At 35.0% G+C, this 260-nt stretch carries 1 protein-coding gene; it reads right to left on the reverse strand.

Features of this window, described 5'->3' with window-relative positions:
- On the reverse strand, window positions 1–167 hold a 167-nt coding region (locus tag CUZ56_RS16395), incomplete at its 3' end, for an effector binding domain-containing protein (protein WP_369126769.1).
- Window positions 168–260: the final 93 nt, after the last annotated feature.

Genomic DNA, 260 nt, shown 5'->3' on the forward strand with positions numbered 1-260 from the left:
AAACTATTTCGCTCATAAGGTAAAGTAAGTTGCAAGCTAGACTCAATATAATACCAAGCCTCGTTTGTAGCATAATCAATTTCACCTTGTAAATTAAACAATGCATAATGGCGACCAGGTAAAAAATCTGCTTTCAAGATGTGAAGGGTAACGTTCACTCGGAACACCAACAAATATTTCTAAACCTTGTTCCAGAGGACAGCTGACTACAAATAATTCATACGGGCTCGTATCATTATAACGTTTAAGTTCTTTAATAT

Origin of the sequence: Saezia sanguinis (assembly GCF_003991585.1) — a bacterium.
In the GTDB taxonomy this organism is placed as follows: Bacteria; Pseudomonadota; Gammaproteobacteria; order Burkholderiales; family Burkholderiaceae_C; genus Saezia; species Saezia sanguinis.